We start from the raw sequence: 16002 nt of genomic DNA on the forward strand, positions 1-16002 counted from the left end.
ATATTAATTATTTAGCCAATAGGTGAATTTTAAAGTAAGTCCCCAATTACGACTTTGGTATGGCTCTATGAAATAATTGTTGGTGTAGACGATAAACAAATCGGAAGCGGGACTATAGCGCCATTGAAAACGTGAGTTGATATTAAAATTATTGCTTTGTTCATTGTACTGTAGCAAGTTGGCAAAAAAGAGTTTATTGGTAAATGTGATATCTGCCTCGGCACCTATCAACCAAAATTCATTTGTATTCCATGGTGCAGGTAAATTGATGTGATTGTAATTAAGGTTAGCTTTTAAACTGACATATGGTTGAAATCTATAACCTACTTCGCCGGTTAAACTTGTTCTATTACCATCTTGATAATACCCTCCTAATCGACCGTCAAACGCATAGGTAATTAAACTTTGGGGTTTTGAAAGATATTCCCAACCAAATGCATTCCAGTTATGCTTAGTCCCTGTTGCTAAATTCGAAATATTAAGTCCGCTAGGGTCGAACGGGGAAAGCAACTCTACATAATCATCGGCCAAAAAGAACATTAGACTACTTCTATTTCTAAAATCTAATGTATAAGCAAGATATGTTGTATGATCCGTCTCTTTAAATTGTTCATTGAAATAATAGAAACCGTTTAATTCCGGTCCGTGGCTAAGTATTGGTCCTGCTTTCGGGAAAAATAAATGCCCTATTTTTCCAGATATATTTCTATAGCCTCTTCGTCGTACAAAACCAACCTCTGCAGAGTAATCTTTACTAACCCATTCTTCTTGCAAACGTAAATTCCATTTACGACTGGTATACTCTAAATGGGCACCTTGAGTAAACCCGCTATCTTCATCTGTAGGTGCAAACGATTTTAGAAAAAATGCCTTACCATTCCATGCATTATTGGCAGAGGCCAAGTTGTATTCTAAACCTAAGTTTCTATTGTATTTAGAATATATATCAACAATAGAATCATTTTCTTGTGGGTAGTTAATCGATTGTTTATTTACGAACATCATACCTATACTACTACGGCCAAATATTTTTCGCTGTAATGACATTACCCCAAAGTTTTGACTAGGTTGACCAGATTCTTCTATACTTGCTGTTTGCATATCCATTACCCCCAATCGCCATTTATCATTTAAATTCCCACTAATTCGAGCACCTGCTTGGATTGGGACATTTAGTCCAATTCTACGTGAGAAAAATGGTCTAATGGTCTCATATCCGAAATTGGCAAACAAATCGCCGTTCTCTAAAAAGAACTGTCTACGCTCTGGAAAAAATAATTCGAACCGGTCTAGATTGGTTACTTGACGATCAACTTCAACCTGTGAAAAATCGGGATTTACGGTTAAATCAAGATTTAAAGAAGAGGTAAGGCTAAACTTTATATCACCACCAATTTTTCCGTTAGTCTTTACGTCTCCATTAACTTCTAAGTTACGCTTAACGTCTCCTAATACATATGGAATAATAGAGAAATTTGTTCCTGGAGCAGGTGGTGGTGCATCCCATACCAAAGTGCCTGAATAAGCGAGGGATGCTGTTGGAAATTGACGAGGAATGGGTGTCCAACTAGATTTTTCACTCGATTTTAAATCTAAACGACTGAAATTTATTCCCCATTCTTTTACTCCCTCTTCATATCTAATAGATTTAAAAGGTACTGCCATTTCAAAAATCCATTTCTCATCATCACGGGTAACTTTAGATATCCATTTGCTATCCCAATTCAAATCAATTTTAGAACCATCATACATGGTGCCGTCCCATTGTGCACCGTATGCATTCGAACCAAATGAAAAACCGGTAGTTTGATTATTAAAAGGGTCTAAGAAAAGTAGAAAATTATCATTCTTACCAAATGAAAAATCACGCCGTAAAGACTCAACAAAGTAATTGGCTTTAGTTGCATTAAAAAACGTTGCTAAAAGGTATAAGCTAGTATCATCATAGGTCATTTTTATGGTCGTAGGCTCGGTAGCTTTACGGTCATCCATCGGTAATACCATAAAGAAATCTTTGGCTTCTTCTGCTTCTAACCAAGCCTTGTCATCACCAATACCGTCAATTATAATTGAACCCGTGGCTTTATGAATATGTAACCTATAATCTTGATTCTTTTTTTGTGAATTTACTTTAATCGCTAATAGCAAAAGTAATATAGATAGTCGCGAATAGAATTTCATGGTGGTTGATTGATTCACGCAACTTAGTTAAAAAACAAATTGATAACAATCACAGACTACACTTTAATTCAAAGAATAATATATAGTATATAATTTACTCCAAATTACACAAATAGAACAATTAAAAAAGAACAGATATCTTACCTCTCAAGTAAAAAGGAGTACCAGGCGTAAAATGAATTTCTTCTACTGATGAAGCTTCATTGAACAATCTACTTTCGGTGGCAAATTGTGTTTCATTCCATTCTGTATCAAATAAATTCTCTACAATAATACCAACAGTCCAGTTTTCATACTTATAATTGATGTTGAAATCCGTAACAAAATAACCCGCTGCAACAATACTATTATCTTCATTTGCAGCTCTATCACCAAGGTATCTATAATTTAAAGCTCCAGAAAAGTTCCTGATATCGGTAACTGATAGTCCACCTACGGCTGTAAAATCTGGCGCTAACGGTATGTAATCTTGACCATCCGGTTCATCTGTACTTCTACCATAGGTATAGTTGACATCAGTATTTAGGTACAGCCAATCCAATACTTGATAGCGAGCACCTAGTTCTGCGCCTAATCTTCTAGTTTTACCACTTGGTTCTACGATACCCGCATCGCCAACATAAACAAATTCTTGATCTAAAAATAACCCCCATAACGTTGCGTTTAAAACCATCTTATCAATAGGTTTTACAATGGTGCCAAAATCTACACCATAAGCTTTCGGTAAAATATCTCGACCTTCATTTGCGGTAACTACACGAGAGTCATTGGAATGAAACCCTATACCTGTTTTCAAAAACAACTGCCAGTTTCTATTTAGTGCATAAAGTGTATTTAGTTTAGGACTAATAGTAGCTTTACTTTCACTTTTATTATCATAGGTTTCCGATAATTTATTTTCATAATCGAATTTAAAATAATCTAAACGAACGGATGGGTTAAAAGTCCAGTTGCTAGTTTTATATTCCGTATCAACAAAACCATAAATATTTGTTTCGTCAATATCACCAAAAGCATACTGCTCTAAAATAGTTTTTCGATTCAAGGTATGCGCCAATGAAACATCATCTATGTTATCATGTCTAAATCCGAATCCACCAGAATATTTGAATCGGTTGTCTTCACCTATTGAAATATTAATCTGTTCAAAAACTGTTTCAGCACCCATAACGGTTCTATCTTCATACTGTCGTATTTGATCTCCATTTATTGGATCTTCCAAAAAGAAGGTGAAGTTTGAGAACAATTCAAAATCATACTTGCTTAGAAAGGCCCGTGTTTTAAGAAATTGATCACTACCTAAAAATGCGGTATGGTTAACCATTAAATTAGTTCTGCTTGTCTGGCCTCCTTCAGTATCATCAATAGCACCAAAACGACCAATGATATTTTGGTCTATTGCTCGCTGTGGTATTTGACCAGAAGCATCCCATTTACTTTGAAAATGAGATGCGGTAAAGGTTAATTCTTCTTTTCCAATATCCTTATAATGATAACGTCCAAGTAGATTAAGTCGGTTGAAGTTTTGAGGAGAATCAAATGAACCATCGGTTAAATAAAGTTCAGAAGCAATATAGGCATCACTTTTACTGGTTTCTAAAACATTAAAAAGGCCAACAAACCTATTGGTATTGAATTGGCCCGTTTCATAAGAAACCATATTCTTGTCAATATTTTTTTTGAGACTTAAATCAACATATCCTGCGGTATTGAAATCACCTTTATCTGCATAATACGGACCTTTACCAAAGTTTATATTATCTATGGTCTCAGGAATAACAAAATGTAAATCTGCATAACCTTGGCCATGGGCATGAGAAACCATATTTACGGGCATACCATCAACACTAATGGAAACATCTGTACCATGATCAATATCGAATCCTCTTAGAAATATCTGCTCGGCTTTACCTCCACCTGCATGTTGACCTATTAAAAGCCCAGGTACTTTACGAAGTATTTCTTGGGAAGATTTTACAGGGTCGTTTTGCACGTCTATGTTCACAATTTTGCTCATAGCATCTACTTTAGATACAACTACAACTTGATCTAGATTAATGCTAGATTCTTTTAAAGTTATTTTCACACCCTCTATGAGGTGTGATTCCTGAACAACTAAGACAAAAGTTTTAAACCCTAAATTCGAGAAATATATGGAGTCATTTGCGTGTGTGATCGGAAGTGAAAATATGCCTGATAGATTGGTATGGCTATGTTGCCCCGTAGTCTGATTAAAAATACCCACATTTTCTAAAGGAATAGAATTTTCATCTGTTATGACACCTTTTAAATTTTGTGCATTTACAAATACAGTGAATAATGATACTATTGTAAAAGTAAACAGCTTTAATGTCCAATTGCAGCTATAATTCATAAGTTAAAAATTAAATTAAAGTTTGTCTTTAGCAGTACCTACGAGAAAAAACAGTGAAGGTTTTAAAGAATTTTAAAAAACATCAAACATAGAAAATCACCCTTATTCTTAACTAAATATTTGTCTTAATTTTATGTGAATTAACGCTCAGTCATTAATTGAGTTTGGGTTGAAATTTTCGTTGTTCCTCACATATGGATATTGGCTTTTATAACAATGTTTTAACGAGATGAGTTAATTAGTGATCATTAAATGTTTGAACTTTGTAATCAGATTTAAAAAAAATAATTAATACTAGATATGAGCAAACAGGCATTGTTAACTCCGTTTCATAAAAATTTACAATTAAAGAATCGTGTTGTTATGGCACCAATGACACGAAGTCGTGCAGCAAACGTAGAGCACAAACCAGTTGAAGAGCTTCATGTTAAATATTATGGACAAAGGGCTTCGGCAGGACTTATTATTACCGAAGGTTCGCAAGTGTCTATAGATGCTGTGGGTTATATAAATACAGCCGGAATTTATTCTAAAGCGCAAGTGGAAGGATGGAAAAAGGTTACCAAAGAAGTACATGATAAAGGGGGAAAGATTTTTATTCAACTTTGGCATGTTGGTAGAATGTCTCATCCAGATTTTCATAACGGCGAATTACCATTAGCCCCATCCGCCATTAATCCGAATGCGCAGTCATACACTCCAGAAGGGTTTAAGGATACGGTAACGCCTAAAGCAATGACAAAGGAAGATATCAAGCAAACAATAGCGGATTTTGTAAATGCATCTAAAAATGCTGTTGAGGCAGGATTCGATGGAGTGGAAATACATTCATCTAACGGGTATTTGTTTCACCAATTTTTTAATAGTACTTCAAATACGAGAACAGATGAGTATGGTGGAAGTATAGAAAATAGAACTCGCTTCTTTTTTGAAGTTTTAGATGCCATGAAAGAAGTTATTCCACAGGAGAAAATTGGAGCACGATTCAATCCTTCATTAAATGGTCTTTTTGGAATTACTATGGATAAAGATACCATCCCTACGTTTGAGTACATCATTAAAAAGTTGAATGATTATGACTTGGCTTACGTTCATTTATCTGAACCATTTACGGATGTCTCTGAAATCTCTTTTGCGGTAGAACACATTGCAAAACACTTCAGACCTCTTTATAATGGTACTTTAATGATAAATGCTGGATTTAATCAAGAATCAGGTAATAAGGTTATTGAATCGGGTGATGCAGATTTAGTTGCGTTTGGTAAGTTGTATATCTCTAATCCAGATTTGGTTGAACGATTTGAACATAATTATGAGTTGGCCGAATGGGACAATGATACTTTTTATACTCCTGGTAAAGAAGGGTATATTGACTATCCTTCTTACAAAGAAAAAGAACAACTTGCTTAAGGTTATTTGAGGTTTTCAGAGAATACTAATTAAGTTCAATAATAGTAATAATAATTATAAAATTATAGACACATGAATTTTACAAGAAGCGCAAAAGCACAGTGGAAGGGTAGTGGTAAAGAAGGAAAAGGAACTATCTCAACTGAGAGCACTGTTTTACAAGATGCTCAATATTCTTTTAATACGAGATTTGAGGATGGTAAAGGTACAAACCCTGAAGAGTTAATAGGAGCAGCACATGCTGGTTGTTTTTCTATGCAGCTTAGTTTTTTATTAGGTGAAGCAGGTTTCACCCCTACGATTTTAGATGTTAATGCAAAGGTTGATTTTAAAGATGGTGAAATTGTAAAGGTTACCTTAGACTTAATTGGGGATGTCCCTAATATAGAAGCCGAGGAGTTTAAAAATATTGCTGAAAAGGCTAAAAAGATTTGCCCGATTTCAAAATTATTGAACGCAGAGATTGAATTAAATGCTAGTCTTTCATAAATTTAGACGAATAACTTGCATTATAGAAAAGCTGTCTTATTAGGCGGCTTTTCTATTTTAGAATCGTTTTTAAGGCGATAACATATAGAAATCTGTCAACCATTATACCACATAGTACTAGTAGTTGGTTTCGCGTTAATAATTATTGTATTAGAACTAAGTTAAAACCTACTTAATTAAGAACTTTCAATAAAACAGGAAGACTATGGAAAATGTATTAGTAGCTGGTGCAAATGGTACCACAGGAAAAAAAATAGTAAACTTATTAAAAGCCTCCCAGTACTTCAACCCAGTAGCAATGGTTCGTAAAGAGGAGCAACAAGAACAGTTTATAAAAGAGAATATAACTACAGTCTTAGGTGACCTTGAAAAAGATTTATCTCACACCGTAGAGAATATAGATAAGGTGATTTTCGCAGCTGGTTCAGGCGGTAAAAAAGTTATAGCTGTAGATCAAGAGGGAGCTAAAAATTTAATGAATGCTTCTAAAAAAGCAAATATTAAAAAATTTGTAATGCTGAGTTCAATGGGTGCAGATAACCCAAAAGCTTCAGAAAAATTACAGGAATATTTAGAAGCGAAACATAATGCAGATGAGTATTTAAAATCATCAGATTTGACATATTCTATTGTACGTCCTGGATCTTTGACAAATGATGGCGGTACTGGAAAAATAAAGCTAAAATCTAAAATGGAAGAACAAGGATCTATTACACGAGATGATGTTGCACAAACCTTAGTTAGTTCACTGCATGATGATGCAGCAATAAATCAAACTTTTGAGATAATTCAGGGCGACACACTTATTGATAAAGCTATGGATAATATTGCATAAATGCGTTTTAATATAGATTATAGTATATGAAAGACCCTATAGTAAGGGTCTTTTTATTTGGGTCAACATTACTATTTTTTGAAGTAATAACAATAGGCTCAGTATAATTACAATTGCCAGATTGTATTTATTTTAGATTAAAAAAAACATGGCAACAAAGAACTTATTTAATAAAGAAGCACAAAACAAAATAAAGGAATTGGCAGAGTCGATTGACTTTACAATGCTAGCCACCGACTTGTTTAGCTTACCTATACATGCTATACCAATGAGTACCAAAAGAGTAGACGATTTGGGTCAAATTTGGTTTTTAAGCAATAAGAATAGTGAGCATAATGCCAATATTCAAAAAAGTAATGATGTACATTTATTTTACTCAAAAGCTATGAGTATGGAGTTTATGAATCTTTACGGGAAAGCAGAAATTGTAATCGATAAGGGTATTATCGAAGATTTGTATCAAAAAAGTGATGATAATTGGTTTAAGGGTAAAGATGACCCAAACATTACGGCTATTAAGGTGACGCCTAAAGACGCACATTATTGGGATACCAAAAATAATATATTGGTGAGCATGCTAAAAATGGGTATTGGTGCAATCACTGGAAAGAAAGCTGATCTTGGAGAGCAAGGAGAACTTTCAGTTTAAGCTATTAAAAATCTTATGATTAAAAGCCAAATAAGATATTCATCAAATTTGGCTTTTTTTGATTTTTGTCCTTTTTAAGTAGTTTTAAAACTACCTGTTCTTGTGTATCTTCGTGAAAAACTAAATCTATTGAATATGAAAATTTCATTCCTAAAATTGTCCATGATACTCGCTATGGTCATATCTATAATATCTTGTAAAGAAACTCAGAAAAAGGGAGCTGAAAACATAGCAGAAAAAGTTCCATTGGACAGTACAGATTTAGCATTATTGGAACTTGATCTTCCTGAAGGATTTAAAATAGAAGTATATGCAAGGGGAGTAGATGGTGCTCGTTCAATGGCCATGGGGGATAACGGAACTCTATTTGTAGGTACCAGAACTGAGAACACTGTTTATGCCATTCAAGATACTAATGGTGATTTTAAGGCCGATAATGTGATGGTATTAGATACGATGGAAGTGCCCAACGGAATTGCTATGAGAAATGGTGATTTATATGTTGCCCAAGTGGGTAGCTTATGGAAGTATTCTAATATTGAAGAACAATTGGGAGGTACGCTAAATAAGGAGTTGATTTATGATGATTTTCCGACAGAGTTTCATCATGGTTGGAAATATATAGCATTCGGACCTGATGATAAATTATATGTACCGGTCGGTGCTCCTTGTAATATTTGTAACCGTACCAATGAGGATGAACGTTTTTCAACAATTTCTAGAATGGACCCAGATGGTAGTAATCGCGAAATTTATGCCAGAGGTGTTCGAAACACCGTAGGTTTTACTTGGCATCCAGAAACTGGAGACATGTGGTTCACAGACAATGGTCGCGATATGCTTGGGGATGATATTCCTCCTTGTGAATTAAATCATATTACGGAAGCAGGTCAACATTTCGGTTATCCATTCTGCCATGGTGGTATTGTAAAAGATCCTGAGTTTGGGGAAGAACACCCTTGTTCAGATTTTGTTTCTCCGGCATTACAATTAGGCGCGCATGTTGCTCCTTTAGCTATCAAATTTTATACAGGTGAAATGTTTCCTGAAATTTATAAGGGCAAAGCATTTATAGCAGAACATGGTTCTTGGAATAGAAGTAAAAAAGTCGGCTATAGAATTATGATGGTTGATATTGAAAATGGTGAAGTAGTCGACACTGAACCTTTTATTGACGGTTGGTTAAATGAATCTACACAAAAAGCTTCTGGCAGACCTGTTGATATATTATGGTTAAAAGATGGTTCAATGTTGATTTCTGATGATTATGGTGATGCAATCTATCGTGTTTCATATAGTGATACTGCACTTGCAAATAATTAATTAGGAATAAAATATTTGATTAAAAAAGCAGCTCGCTTGAGCTGCTTTTTCAGTTTCCAAGCCTTATATTTATAATTCAGAAATTTCAATTCAATATCGAAGTATCATGTATAATTCAACAACAAGAAGAACATTTTTAAAACAGACGGGCGTGCTTTCTGTAAGTTCAATGTTACCTTTGTCAGTATTACCTCTTGATCCACGTTTTAAAATGGGTTTACAATTATTCACTATTCGTGATGCAATGGCCAAAGATCCATTAGGAAGTATAAAATATGCTAGAAGTTTAGGATATGAAGATGGGGAAATATATGGGTATGATGGAGAAAATGATACGTATTATGGAATTAAATCTAAAGAGTTTAAAAAAAACTTAATTGATTTAGATTTTACTATATCAAGTGGGCACTATGATTTTTCAAGTCGTTTTAATGAACCTATGGAAATTCTTGAACGTTACGTGGATCAATGTATTGAAGGTTCTCATTCCATCGGAAGCAAATATATTACATGGCCGTGGCTAGCTCCCGAATTCCGAGATATTGAAAATTTTAAACTACTAACCGATAAGCTGAATAAAATAGGAGAGCAGGTTACTAAAGCCGGATTAGAATTTGCCTATCATAATCATGATTTTGAATTTACAAATCATAATGGTGAACAGGGCTATACTATTATTTTGGCAGGTACAGATCCCAATTTTGTGAAATTACAAATGGATATGTATTGGGTGGAGCATTCTTCTGAGAAAAATATTAATCAATTGATTGCAGAAAACCCTGGTCGATATGTAATGTGGCATATAAAAGATATGGATAGGGTTACTCGTGATTATTCGGAAATGGGTAATGGTTCTATAGACTATGTGAGTTTACTTTCAACGATTGATGAAGATGCACTTCAATATTATTATATAGAGCAAGGTGGTAATTTTGCTGAAAATTCAATGAAGAGTATTACTGATAGTGCCACGTACTTTAAAAAACACCTTCAACGATATCTTTAAATTATGAAGTACCCAGACAAAGTTTATCTAAATGGTGAAATTGTAAATCCTGAGGATGCCAAAATTTCAGTATTTGATCGCGGTTTTATCTTCGGTGATGGTATTTATGAAGTAATGGTTCAAATTGACGGCAAATTCTTTTATGAAGAAGCACATTTAAACCGATTGCAAGAAGGTCTTAGTAAAATAAATATAACGTTTAATGCCAATGAATTATCACCAGCAATCGAGCAACTATTAAGCGCTACGGAATTAACCGGAAAGGACTGTTTGCTTTACATTCAAATTACCCGAGGTGTAGCTCCACGACAACATTCGTATCCTGATGATATTAAACCTACGGTAATGATGTATGCGGTACCTAAAATTTTGCCAGATATAAATAAAGTAAATGCTAAGGTAATTTCAAGGAATGATTTTAGATGGTCTCGATGCGATATTAAAATGACTTCACTTTTGGGTAATGTTATGCTGAATGAAGAAGCCATGCAGCATGAATGTTTCGAAACCATTTTATATCGTGATGGATGCATTACTGAAGCTTCTCATTGTAATGTATTCTTTGTAAAAGACGGTATTGTATTTACCCACCCTGCCAATGAACTTATTTTAGATGGTATAACAAGGCAAATAATTTTTGAACTATGCGAATCTTTACAAATTGAAATAAGAGAGACGCCAATATCAATAAATGATTTTGACGGAATAGATGAAGCTTTTTTAACCGGTACAAGCACCCAAATAGCAGCTATTCAAAAAATAAATAATCACATTCTTTATACCGATGATAAAATAGGTGTGGTAACCCAAACATTGCAAGAAGCTTTTTTAAAACTTAAAAAAGAAAACTAATCTACTTTAAAATAGGTAAAAAACTCCTCAGCATCTTTAATTTCCATAAGATTTAAAATATAGCAGACTTCTGATAAATCAGAAAAATCTAATCCGCCTTCGGCAACACTTTTATTTAAGTATCTACCCTCTTTTCCGTTGTAAGTATTTCCTAGTCGAATAGCAGTATTCCAGACTAGCGATAAATGCGCATCATTTATCTTGTCTTCCCAATTTACTTTTCCATCAGACTTTAAGCCTGGAGTACCATTACCTACGGCATTACCATCTGCTATTTTATGATAATCTGTTTTAGTTTGGGCATACTTAAGTTTTGTAGGTTCGGTTACAGATTCATTCCAATCGCTATGTTGAACCACATGAATTTTCTCTTTTAGATTAAGTGTCGGATTCTTTTCTATTAAGTTCTGTACCCAATCTGCAGTGAAATCAGATTGACCTGCTTCGGCAACCCAAACAGCACCTCCATTATTAATGGTTTTCTGTGCCCTTTCAGCCACCTTTTCAACCGATTTAGCCCATTTGCTATGAGCATCCGACCAATTGTTATTAAAAGCCAATTTCATTAATTCATTAGGTGGCACATATAATCCTTCTTGAATGCCATACGTTCCTGCAATTACAAAATAATGTAAGTTTTGATAATCTGGGTGATTCAATAAAGTTGCAAAACCTGCAGCAGTATGTAAATCATCAATATCGGTTTTACAGTCTAACTGAACCAATAATAAATCTTTAGACATATTAAACTCGGATTTTTGAGCTTGCACAACCACCGTAAAGACCATAGCCAATAATAAAGCTGAAACTATATTTTTTATTGAGAACGTATTTTTCATTTTTAAGGATAAAATTTGACGATTTTTCTTGTAAATACTAATGTATTAAATAATATTTTACTTCAGTATCAGTATTTTTTGGATAATCCTGATAGCTAGTTTTAATTTATTATCAAATAAATAAGCATAAATAATAAATTTATTAAAGAGATTATCTGTTTAAATAGGGTGGGAATCATCTTTAAATCGGTTTATAAGGCTGAAAACTCTTAAATGATTCCCAAAAAATACATTTAAATGAACATAAAACCTTTTATGTCAAGTTTTGGCGTCATCTTTGCAAACTAAATAGTATAATAAATTAAATTACATTACAATGAGTAAAGGAACAGTAAAATTTTTCAACGACACAAAAGGTTTCGGTTTTATCACTGAAGAAGGTGTTGAAAAAGACCACTTTGTACACATTTCTGGTTTAATCGACGAAATTCGCGAAGGTGATGAAGTTGAGTTTGAACTAAAAGAAGGTAACAAAGGATTAAACGCAGTGAACGTAAAAGTTATCTAAAACATATATACTTTCAAGTTTAAGAAAAAGCCCTTCCATCGTGAAGGGCTTTTTTATTACTCATTTTCAACCTTCTACGTCAAAATAAAGACGTAATTTCGCAGCCGCAAAAAAGGCATACTATGAAGCGTATCAATGATTACAAAAAACTCTTTGGAGTTGAAAAAGAAATTGAACTTAAAACACTAAAGTCTACGTATAGAAACTTGGTTAAGGAATGGCATCCAGACAAGTTTCAAGAAGGTGATGAAAAACGTGAAGAAGCAGAAGTACAGAGTCGTCGTATTATAGACGGGTACCATTTTTTGGTTAGTATAGCTCCTGAAACTTTAGAGGCTAACAATGATGTTTACCAAGAAACCATCAATAATTCTGGTATATCTGACTACCAACATAATGGTCTTGTATTAGAGATTACTTTTTTAGATGGTTCTACTTACGAGTATTTCGGAGTTACAAAACCTATTTTTCAAAAGATGATCAACTCTAACAAATTGAACAGATTTGCAAAGAGAAGCATCTATCCAAATTACATATTTAGAAAATCGAAAAGAGACCTTCAAGAGGCTTAAAATTTGATTAAAAATAAACGAGTCACAGATATCGCATGAAGAATCAAGAAGAGATTTTATCCAAATTGAATATTGATGCGTTAAATCCTATGCAAGAGGAGGCGATTACTGTGATTTCATCAACAGCCAACACAATTCTATTATCTCCAACTGGTACTGGAAAAACGTTGGCTTTTTTGTTGCCGGTTTTAGATGTACTCGACCATGATAATCCTGAGGTTCAAGTTTTAATATTAGTACCTTCTAGAGAATTAGCTATTCAAATTGAACAGGTTATTCGAAATATGGGCACTGGTTTCAAGGTAAATGCTATTTACGGTGGTAGACCAATGTCGAAAGATAAGATTGAGTTAAAGCACACTCCTGCAATTCTTGTTGGTACTCCCGGTAGAATTTTAGACCATTTTATTGCGGACCGTTTTACAAAAGACAGTATTACTACTTTGATACTTGACGAGTTTGATAAGTCATTAGAAGTTGGTTTTGAAGAGGAAATGAGTGAAATACTCAGCGATTTAACCAATCTTAAAAGACGTATATTAACTTCTGCTACAGAAGGTGTCAAGATTCCTAAATTTGTAGGGATGGTAAACCCTAAAAGAATTAATTTTCTTGAAGAAGCAACTCCCGCCAAATTAACCATTAAAATTGTACTAGCTCAAGATAAAGACAAACTCAAATCTTTGGCTCAATTGTTAAGATTTATTGGGGAAGAACCAGGTATCATCTTTTGTAACTATAAGGACAGTATTGAAAGCGTTAGCTCCTATTTAAGTCATCAGCATATTCAACATGAGTGTTTTTCTGGTGGTATGGAGCAAAAAGACAGAGAACGTGCTCTACTAAAATTCAGAAACGGTAGTAGCCGAATTTTAGTAGCGACTGACCTAGCTGCGAGAGGTATTGACATCCCTGAACTTAAATTCATTATTCATTATGAACTTCCACATCGTATAGAAGAATTTACGCATCGTAATGGTAGAACTGCTCGTGTTAATGAATCAGGTACAGCTTATGTTTTACAATGGGAGAAAGAAAGTCTACCAGATTTTATCTCAAAGTCTAAGGGAATTGATATTAGAAAATCATCTGTTCTAGGTGAGCCTTTTTGGGATACATTGTTCATATCTGGCGGTCGAAAAGATAAAATCTCGAAAGGTGATATTGCAGGTCTCTTCTTTAAACAAGGCGGATTGAACAAAGAGCAATTAGGTGCTATAGAATTGAAACAAGATTGTGCATTTGTAGCAGTACCAAGAACCAAGGCAAATGAATTGTCGGCACAATTGAATAATTCTAGATTAAAAAAGAAAAAAGTGCGCATTACCGTACTTTAATCATTGTTAGTATTTTAGCGTTTTTATAGTTAAAAATGAAGGAGAAGCAACACGAAAACGAGTCCGATATCGATTTATTGGAGATTGAAAATTGTATTGAAATATTAAATCGTTTGGTTACAGACACGAACCAAATTTTCGAAATTCCAGAAGATAGAAGAATTGCCCTGATTAAAGTAGCAGGTCAGCTATCACGCCCTAGCAAACAAGAATTTGCCAAAAGGGTAAAGGATGCTAAAAGAAATGAAAAGAGAAAACAGGCTGTTCGTGATAAGCATGCTAGAAAAGAAACTGGTATAAGAAGTGCTCGCGAAGCACATGTTTTTGTTGCTCCTAAATTATTACCAGCAGCTGAATTAGAAAGTAAAGATTTACCAGAACTTACTACTCCTCGCAACTGTTATGTATGTAAGACTGAATTTACGAAACTGCATCATTTTTATGATACTATGTGTTCCGATTGTGGCGATTTCAATTATGCCAAACGGTTCCAGAATGCCAATGTAAAAGGTCAAGTCGCGGTCATAACTGGATCTCGTTTAAAAATTGGTTACCATATAACCTTAATGCTTTTACGTGGTGGTGCGACTGTTATTGCAACAACTCGTTTTCCTGTAGATTCTGCCCTTCGTTTTTCTAAGGAGGAAGATTTTATGGAATGGGGACATCGTCTTAAAATTCACGGACTAGATTTACGTCATATTCCAAGTGTTGAGATATTCTGCAATTTTATCGAGCAGCAATATGACAAACTTGATATTTTAATAAATAACGCGGCACAAACCGTACGTAGACCTGCAGGTTTTTACCATCACTTAATGGAAAATGAAGAACGTGAGTTTTCTTCATTACCAAAGTTTGCTCAAATGGTTTTAAGTGACCATGAAAGTTGTTTAGAAGAATTAAAAACTTTTAGTTCTAAAGCTTCTCCAAATCAAAATATGCCAGTTACTTGGCACGGACCAGAACCTGGTATTGGTTTGCGAGCATCTGCTAAACTGTCTCAGATACCCTATAGTTTTGATAATGCATTGGTTGCCCAAGAGGTTTTCCCAACAGGAGAATTGGATGCAGATTTACAACAAGTAGATTTACGTAAAACCAATAGTTGGAGGTTAAAATTAGGTGAAATTGAAACCACAGAAATGATTGAGGTACAATTAGTTAACTCAGTAGCTCCATTTGTATTATGCAACCGCTTGGCAGAATTAATGAAGAAAGAAAATACGGGTCAAAAACATATTATTAATGTTACGGCGATGGAAGGTAAATTTCACCGTTTCTTCAAAGAATCGCGTCACCCACATACCAATATGGCGAAGGCTGCTTTAAATATGCTAACGCATACTGCTTCTGGTGAATTGGCAAAAGACGGAATTTTCATGAATGCAGTTGATACCGGTTGGGTTACGGATGAAGATCCTGCAGAATTAGCTAAGAAGAAACAAGAAGTTCACGATTTTCAACCCCCTTTAGATATTGTTGATGGTGCTGCTAGAGTAATGGATCCGTTGTTCGACGGAATCAATACCGGAAAACACTGGTGTGGTAAATTCTTAAAAGATTACTTTCCTATTGATTGGTAAGCGTATTTAACTTTAATACAGATATCACTTATCGGTGAATT

At 34.3% G+C, this 16002-nt stretch carries 14 protein-coding genes; 11 read left to right on the plus strand and 3 right to left on the minus strand.

Annotated features, from left to right (window positions below; genetic code table 11):
- Positions 1 to 3: 3 nt before the first annotated feature.
- Positions 4 to 2181: a DUF5916 domain-containing protein gene (locus AAC084_RS03305; protein ID WP_339836895.1), complete on the minus strand. Its 2178-nt coding sequence runs from the start codon at positions 2179 to 2181 to the stop codon at positions 4 to 6.
- Positions 2182 to 2302: 121 nt separating this feature from the next.
- Entirely contained in the window at positions 2303 to 4555 is a 2253-nt protein-coding gene (locus AAC084_RS03310) for a TonB-dependent receptor (protein ID WP_339836898.1), read from the minus strand.
- A gap of 300 nt (positions 4556 to 4855) precedes the next feature.
- Here AAC084_RS03310 and AAC084_RS03315 point away from each other — a divergent pair, with 300 nt between their 5' ends.
- From AAC084_RS03315 to AAC084_RS03345, 7 genes are all read left to right on the plus strand, one after another.
- Complete coding sequence (locus AAC084_RS03315) at positions 4856 to 5965, plus strand: alkene reductase (protein WP_339836901.1); 1110 nt, start codon at positions 4856 to 4858, stop codon at positions 5963 to 5965.
- A 72-nt stretch (positions 5966 to 6037) separates the two neighbouring features.
- Positions 6038 to 6454 (plus strand): OsmC family protein, encoded by a 417-nt coding sequence (locus AAC084_RS03320; RefSeq protein WP_339836904.1) that lies wholly within the window; start codon positions 6038 to 6040, stop codon positions 6452 to 6454.
- Positions 6455 to 6659: 205 nt separating this feature from the next.
- Entirely contained in the window at positions 6660 to 7289 is a 630-nt protein-coding gene (locus tag AAC084_RS03325; RefSeq protein WP_339836907.1) for an SDR family oxidoreductase, read from the plus strand.
- A gap of 148 nt (positions 7290 to 7437) precedes the next feature.
- Positions 7438 to 7938: a pyridoxamine 5'-phosphate oxidase family protein gene (locus AAC084_RS03330; RefSeq protein ID WP_339836910.1), complete on the plus strand. Its 501-nt coding sequence runs from the start codon at positions 7438 to 7440 to the stop codon at positions 7936 to 7938.
- A 135-nt stretch (positions 7939 to 8073) separates the two neighbouring features.
- Positions 8074 to 9261: a sorbosone dehydrogenase family protein gene (locus AAC084_RS03335; RefSeq protein WP_339836913.1), complete on the plus strand. Its 1188-nt coding sequence runs from the start codon at positions 8074 to 8076 to the stop codon at positions 9259 to 9261.
- Positions 9262 to 9367: 106 nt separating this feature from the next.
- A complete protein-coding gene (locus tag AAC084_RS03340; RefSeq protein ID WP_339836917.1) occupies positions 9368 to 10267 on the plus strand; it encodes a sugar phosphate isomerase/epimerase in 900 nt (299 codons plus the stop codon).
- Between the two features lie 3 nt (positions 10268 to 10270).
- Positions 10271 to 11119, plus strand: a complete 849-nt coding sequence (locus AAC084_RS03345; protein ID WP_339836920.1) for an aminotransferase class IV — start codon at positions 10271 to 10273, stop codon at positions 11117 to 11119.
- On the opposite strand, the gene AAC084_RS03350 is transcribed toward AAC084_RS03345, so the two are convergent.
- Positions 11116 to 11958 carry a hypothetical protein gene (locus AAC084_RS03350; RefSeq protein WP_339836923.1) on the minus strand — a complete coding sequence of 281 codons (843 nt, stop codon included), beginning with the start codon at positions 11956 to 11958 and terminating at the stop codon, positions 11116 to 11118. The genes AAC084_RS03345 and AAC084_RS03350 overlap by 4 nt on opposite strands.
- 316 nt (positions 11959 to 12274) lie before the next feature.
- Here AAC084_RS03350 and AAC084_RS03355 point away from each other — a divergent pair, with 316 nt between their 5' ends.
- The 4 genes from AAC084_RS03355 to AAC084_RS03370 all read left to right on the plus strand — a co-directional run bounded on the left by AAC084_RS03355 (position 12275) and on the right by AAC084_RS03370 (position 15961).
- The gene (locus AAC084_RS03355; protein WP_027067037.1) at positions 12275 to 12466 is read left to right on the plus strand and encodes a cold-shock protein; all 192 of its coding nucleotides are present in this window, start codon (positions 12275 to 12277) and stop codon (positions 12464 to 12466) included.
- A 122-nt stretch (positions 12467 to 12588) separates the two neighbouring features.
- Positions 12589 to 13038, plus strand: a complete 450-nt coding sequence (locus tag AAC084_RS03360; protein ID WP_339836926.1) for a KTSC domain-containing protein — start codon at positions 12589 to 12591, stop codon at positions 13036 to 13038.
- 35 nt (positions 13039 to 13073) lie between these two features.
- Entirely contained in the window at positions 13074 to 14375 is a 1302-nt protein-coding gene (locus tag AAC084_RS03365) for a DEAD/DEAH box helicase (RefSeq protein WP_339836929.1), read from the plus strand.
- Between the two features lie 35 nt (positions 14376 to 14410).
- Positions 14411 to 15961, plus strand: a complete 1551-nt coding sequence (locus tag AAC084_RS03370; RefSeq protein WP_339836932.1) for an SDR family oxidoreductase — start codon at positions 14411 to 14413, stop codon at positions 15959 to 15961.
- Positions 15962 to 16002: the final 41 nt, after the last annotated feature.

The organism is uncultured Maribacter sp. (genome assembly GCF_963977385.1).
Taxonomy (GTDB): Bacteria; Bacteroidota; Bacteroidia; order Flavobacteriales; family Flavobacteriaceae; genus Maribacter.